General features: G+C 42.9%; 5 protein-coding genes. 1 reads left to right on the forward strand and 4 read right to left on the reverse strand.

The genetic code is table 11. From position 1 onward, the window contains the following. The 4 genes from B4H32_RS00170 to B4H32_RS00185 form a co-directional block, all read right to left on the reverse strand. The coding region (locus tag B4H32_RS00170; RefSeq protein WP_286798999.1) for a hypothetical protein at nucleotides 1-877 on the reverse strand (877 nt) is incomplete at its 3' end. A gap of 72 nt (nucleotides 878-949) precedes the next feature. Continuing rightward, nucleotides 950-2,242, reverse strand: a complete 1,293-nt coding sequence (locus B4H32_RS00175) for an ABC1 kinase family protein (RefSeq protein ID WP_004680619.1) — start codon at nucleotides 2,240-2,242, stop codon at nucleotides 950-952. Between the two features lie 189 nt (nucleotides 2,243-2,431). Next, nucleotides 2,432-3,793, reverse strand: a complete 1,362-nt coding sequence (locus B4H32_RS00180) for an MATE family efflux transporter (RefSeq protein WP_286799005.1) — start codon at nucleotides 3,791-3,793, stop codon at nucleotides 2,432-2,434. Nucleotides 3,794-3,821: 28 nt separating this feature from the next. Beyond that, complete coding sequence (locus B4H32_RS00185) at nucleotides 3,822-4,283, reverse strand: DMT family transporter (protein WP_004674497.1); 462 nt, start codon at nucleotides 4,281-4,283, stop codon at nucleotides 3,822-3,824. 109 nt (nucleotides 4,284-4,392) lie between these two features. On the opposite strand from B4H32_RS00185, the gene hemW reads away from it, so the two are divergent. Continuing rightward, entirely contained in the window at nucleotides 4,393-5,547 is a 1,155-nt protein-coding gene (gene hemW / locus B4H32_RS00190; RefSeq protein ID WP_004680613.1) for a radical SAM family heme chaperone HemW, read from the forward strand. The last annotated feature ends 48 nt before the right edge of the window (nucleotides 5,548-5,595 follow it).

Here is a 5,595-nt window from a genome sequence, read left to right on the forward strand (position 1 = left end):
AAATTTGTCGTGTACAGAGTTGTTTTTCATAATTTATTTTAGAGCTATGGTTAGATTTTACTGTTTTTGTTGGAGTAGGTGACAATATTTCCAAGTCGATAAAAGTTGGTGATTGATTGGGCGGAAAGTTTGGAGTTCTATAACCTGCTAATGGGTCTCCATCATGTGTTATGTTCTGCTGATTCTCTTTTACAGGTTTTATCGGATATTCTGTGTATAGAAAGGTCACAAACATATCCATTGACCAATTTTGCATAACTGGGTCTTGATTTTTGAAATTAAATAGAGCCTCTCTTTTATATACAGGGTCTTTATTAATTAGATCAACTGTGTCTAGATCGAATTGTGATATAAAAAAATTAAGATGTTTATCGGAAAAAATATTGAGATATCTATCGGGAAAGTAAGTGCTGAGAATTTTTCCTTTAAACATTGGTGAAAGTGGATTTTCTACAATTTCTTCAATCTTTTCATTTTCCCCTGAATTTATTAATTCTATGAGTGCTGTTTTGACATTCTGAAATGCTTCTTGATGCGTAGTACCAAATTTTTTGACGAAACGGTATTTATCTGTTTTGTCTGATTCCACCTGACCATAATAAACACCGAATTTAAATGCGGTTGCACCAAGAGTTCTTCCTAGTCCGTCCAATTGCCTTTCAAGTCCATAACAAAAGTTGTTTATAAGGTTTGAATTATTCTTATGTGAATGGACACCTATAACATAGTCATCTATTTCCATCTTGAAAATTTTGTTACGGTTGAAATATTTTATAAACTTCGAGCGAAGTTGATATAGTTCCTTTCTAGAGTTGAGGATTTCTTCTTTTCTATTTTCATGTCGGACTTGTGCTTCTCGTAAATCATGTATATTCATTACTTAAATTTCCAATTTAACTTTATAATGTATTTTGGAGATTTATCTCCATTTTTAAAGCCGATACTGTTATTAACTTGGCACTAATTCTTCAAAAAGATCATTTAAATTATCATGGACTTTTAGATGAATCAGGTTCCAATAATGTCCTGAAATGGTACGGTTGACCATTAATGTATCTGGAGATGGCTTAAACACATCCCAGTATTTCAATGATTTTTTCACCAGACGCATGCCATCGTGATGGGATGAGTTTTCGGCAAAGTCATAATGTGTGTTCAATGGACGCAACAGCACCTCTATCCACTGCACGTACAGCTCACTTGGGAATTTCTGTTTTTCAGCAATTGAATGCAGTTCAACCAGTAAATCTTCAACCTGGGCAATATCCTCCTGACGTGCAGCATTGACCAGTGCCTTGAAGTGCTGAATCAGTTCTGGTGAAAGGGTTTTGACACTGCCATAGTCGTAGATGATGACACTGCCATCTTCCCGAAAAGCAAAATTGCCTGGATGTGGGTCACAATGGAAGCGTTTCAGGAAGAACATTTCCTGTCCGAGGGCACGGATCAGGCGGCGGCCAATCTGGTTGCGGGTTTCAACCGACCATGTGCTTGCGGTTTCAATGGATTCGCCCTGTTCCAGACTTAGCGTGAGTACCCTTCGCGAAGAATATTGTTTATACACGGTTGGAATAATTACTTGATCATCAAGCTGTTCATGGAAAGTCTTAAATACTTCCAGATTCTGCGCCTCAATTTCGTAGTTTAATTCTGCGGAAAGGCTATCCTGAATCTCTTGAAACAACTGATCCTGTAATTTTTTATCAATCTTTAAAACACCCATTAAACGCAGGGCAAGACGGACCTGCTTTAAGTCACTTTCACAGGCTTGGTCAACGCCAGGATATTGCACTTTCACCACAACCGCCTGACCATCAGGAAGTACTGCACGATGTACCTGACCAATTGAGGCTGCCGCAAAAGGCTCTGGCTCAAATGAGGTAAAAATCTCATTCAGTGGCTTACCCAGTTCTTTTTCGACCTGCTGCTTGATTTCAGCAAAAGGCATGGCTGGGGCTTGGCGTTGTAGTTTTGAGATCGCATTGGCGACTTCAGGTGGGAAAATGTCTTTGTATTGTGAGGCGATCTGTCCGACTTTCATCACTGCGCCTTTCATTTCTCCAAGTGTATCAGCAATCTGTAAACCGATTTCCTGAAAAAGCTGGCTACGCGCCGCATTTTTTTGTTCTTCATCTGCAGTCAGGTTACGAATGGAATTGGCAACGCTTTTGCTGGCGATGCTTGCAGTCATGCCCGCCAGTTTTAGAAAGCGTTTACTGGGAGAACTTGCATGCTTTGCCATGATGGTTGGACCTCTGTGATCTGATTTTAAGCGATACCTTGATCATAGGCGACAAAACTTAAATTGCCTAGATGAAAATGTTAAGTCGTGTAAGTCTTATGAATCAATCACTCCATCTTGTTGGGGTTTACTATCATGAGGGCAGTATCCACGCTAGCCTTATCATAGTAACTGAATAGGAGCTGTTGCTTATGGATTTGAGCTTGTCAGTTGCATTAAACGTTTATTATTCAAATATAAACGACCAATCAACAGGACACAGGCAATGGTTAAGCCAATGATCAGGCCCAGCCAAACACCCGCCACGCCCCAAATGGTATAGCGGGCCAAGTACAAGCCAATTGGAAAAGCCACCACCCAATACGCCATCAGGGTAATCCACATCGGAGCCTGTGTATCCTGCATGCCACGTAGACAGCCTGCCGCACTGACCTGCCAGCCATCCACCAATTGATATGCGATTGCGAACCAGAGCAGGTACATGGCAATCGGCATGATGTGTACATCATTGGTATAAATCGCCACGATATAGGGACGGGCCAAGGCAATCAGGGCCATGGTACAGGCGGCAAAGATGGTCGCACTGATCAACCCGACTTTTTGTACCTGACGCATGGCGAGCCAGTTTTTTTCGCCATAATACATGCCAACCCGAATGGTTAAAGCTATCGCTAACGATAGCGGAATCATAAACAGTTGTGACGTGACTGAAATGGCGATCTGGTGCGCTGCAATTGCATTTTCACCTAATGGACTGAGGACAATCGCACCCGTACTAAAGATACTCACCTCAAAGAAAACCGCCAGACCAATCGGAAAGCCCAGCTTTAAAATCCGTTTTGTCCAGCCTAGGTCCAGTTTTTCCCATTGGGTAAAGATCGGTGCCTGTTTGTAAGCCTGAGCTCTGGAAATATAGATGGCTAAAGTGATGAACATCAGCCATTGCAAGATGGCCGTGGCAAAGCCACAGCCTGCGCTTCCCAATGCTGGAATAGGACCAAATCCATACATGAAAATAAGGTTCAGGGGAATCAGCGCCAATAATGCAAGCAGGCTAATTGCTGTAACAGGACGGGGATGTCCCAATGCCTCGGAATAACTGCGCAGGGCGGCGTACATCATTACTGCGGGCATGCCAAAACCAATGGCATGCAGGAACAGGCTGGCTTTGGGGAGTAAGCTTTCAGGCACACCAAACAGGGGTAAAAAGAACGGCATACCCTGTAAGATCAACATGGCAACCACTCCAAGAATTGCGGCAACCCATAAGGACTGGCGTGCAATGGTTGGGATTTTCTCAGGGGTTTTTGCGCCCCGTGCTTCCGCAACCAGTGGGGTGGTGGCAATCATGATGCCTGCAAACAGCAGCATAATTGGAATCCACAGGCCCACACCAATCGCGATTGCGGCAAGGTCGGCTGCGGATAAGTGGCCTGCCATAATCGTGTCAATCAAGCCTAAACCCGCTTGGGCGAACTGTGTAATCAGGATGGGTAACATCAGGTGAAACAGTTGCTTAAGTTCAAACCGTGCAGTGTGGGTGTGGGGCACAAAAAATACTCTTTAAAATTGTGAAAAATCAGCGTTGTAAAGTCAGTAAAACACCAAGGAAAATGACAATACCGCCCAGTAGGCGCTGCCAGTTGATAGGGGTTTTCTCTGTCCCTAACCAGCCAAAATGATCCAGTAACATGGAAATGACAAGCTGTCCGAAAATGACCAAACCCGTAAATGTTAAGAAGCCAAGTTTAGGTGCAGTATAGATGCTCGTACTAATTGCATAAACCCCAAGTATCCCACCCAGCCACAAGAACCACGGAATGTGTAAGAGTTCACTTAAACTTGGCTTTGCTGCGCCCTGGAAATAGACCATAACCGCAAGAATAATTGTACCAAACAAAAATGAAATAAAAGCGGCCTGTATGGGCGAATGTAAATATGTTTTAAGCTGGGTATTTATTGCAGTTTGAAAGGCCATTGCAATACCAATTCCCAAAGCGAGGGGAATGATAAAAAGTAACTGGCTTGAGAGTTTGATCATATTTATATCATTCATTATTCTTGGTAATTCTCATACATAACATAGATGATGAGCCGTTGATTAGTCGAGTCATGTTAAAATAATTAAGTTCTGTTATTGAGCTTATATTTTGAGTGCATTAAATCCAGCCCTTATTCCACTTTCACTTTATATCCATATGCCTTGGTGTGTGCGCAAGTGCCCATACTGTGACTTTAACTCACATGCTGTACCTGATGGTCAATTGTCTACAGATTTGGAACAGCAGTATCTGGCGGCATTGGTGGCTGACTTTGAAACTCAGCTGGAAATGGCACAAGGGCGCTCTATCCATAGCGTTTTTATTGGGGGGGGGACACCATCGCTGATTTCTGCACAGGGCTACACATGGTTATTTGAACGGCTCAGGGCTCGTCTGGACTTTGAACCTGATTGCGAAATTACTTTGGAAGCCAACCCAGGAACGGTTGAGCATGATCCTTTTGCAGATTATCTTGCCGCGGGCATTAACCGATTGTCGATTGGTGTGCAAAGTTTTAATACGGAACATTTACAGCGTTTGGGAAGGATTCATTCTGCCGATAATGCGCTCAGTGCCATTCAGCAGGCGCGGCAGGCAGGCTTTGAGCGTGTTAATGTGGATTTAATGCATGGTTTACCGCAACAAACCCTTGAACAGGCTTTAACTGACCTCAAACTTGCGGTAGAGCAAGGCGCAACCCATATCAGTTGGTATCAGTTGACCATTGAGCCGAATACCGTTTTCTTCCGTACCCAACCTGTGCTTCCGCAGGATGAACTGTTGGAGCAGATACAGGAGCAGGGCGAAGCTTATTTAAAGGCACAGGGCTTTATCAATTATGAGGTTTCCGCATGGCGTAAAGAACAGGCATCAGCGCACAACCTGAACTATTGGCAGTTTGGCGATTATTTGGCAATCGGAGCGGGGGCACATGCTAAGGTCACCCGTCCAGATGGAATTTATCGTTTTCAGAAAACCCGTTTGCCTAGGGATTATTTAGCCAAGGTTCCTGCGGATCATCTCCAGATGAAAAAGATTGAAGCCGATGAATTGCCTTTTGAATTTATGATGAATGCATTGCGTTTAAATGATGGAGTTAATGCCGAACTTTATGGACAGTGTACAGGACTTGATCTAAATGACCTGAATAAAACATTGAACCAATTGCGTGAAAAGAATTTATTGATTAACGATTTAAACCGCATCTCATGTACTAAACAGGGGCATGTGTTTTTAAATTCGGTGTTGGAAAGTTTTTTATAATTTAGCTGCAAGATTGCTTTGAGCAAGAATGCTTAAAGTAATCTATTA

The organism is Acinetobacter sp. UBA2063, assembly GCF_002333245.1.
Lineage (GTDB): Bacteria > Pseudomonadota > Gammaproteobacteria > Pseudomonadales > Moraxellaceae > Acinetobacter > Acinetobacter parvus.

Excerpts from the sequence above, each read along its gene's own strand:
- B4H32_RS00175 (WP_004680619.1), bottom strand. The coding sequence starts at position 2,242 with ATGGCAAAGCATGCAAGTTCTCCCAGTAAACGCTTTCTAAAACTGGCG.
- B4H32_RS00185 (WP_004674497.1), bottom strand. The coding sequence starts at position 4,283 with ATGATCAAACTCTCAAGCCAGTTACTTTTTATCATTCCCCTCGCTTTG.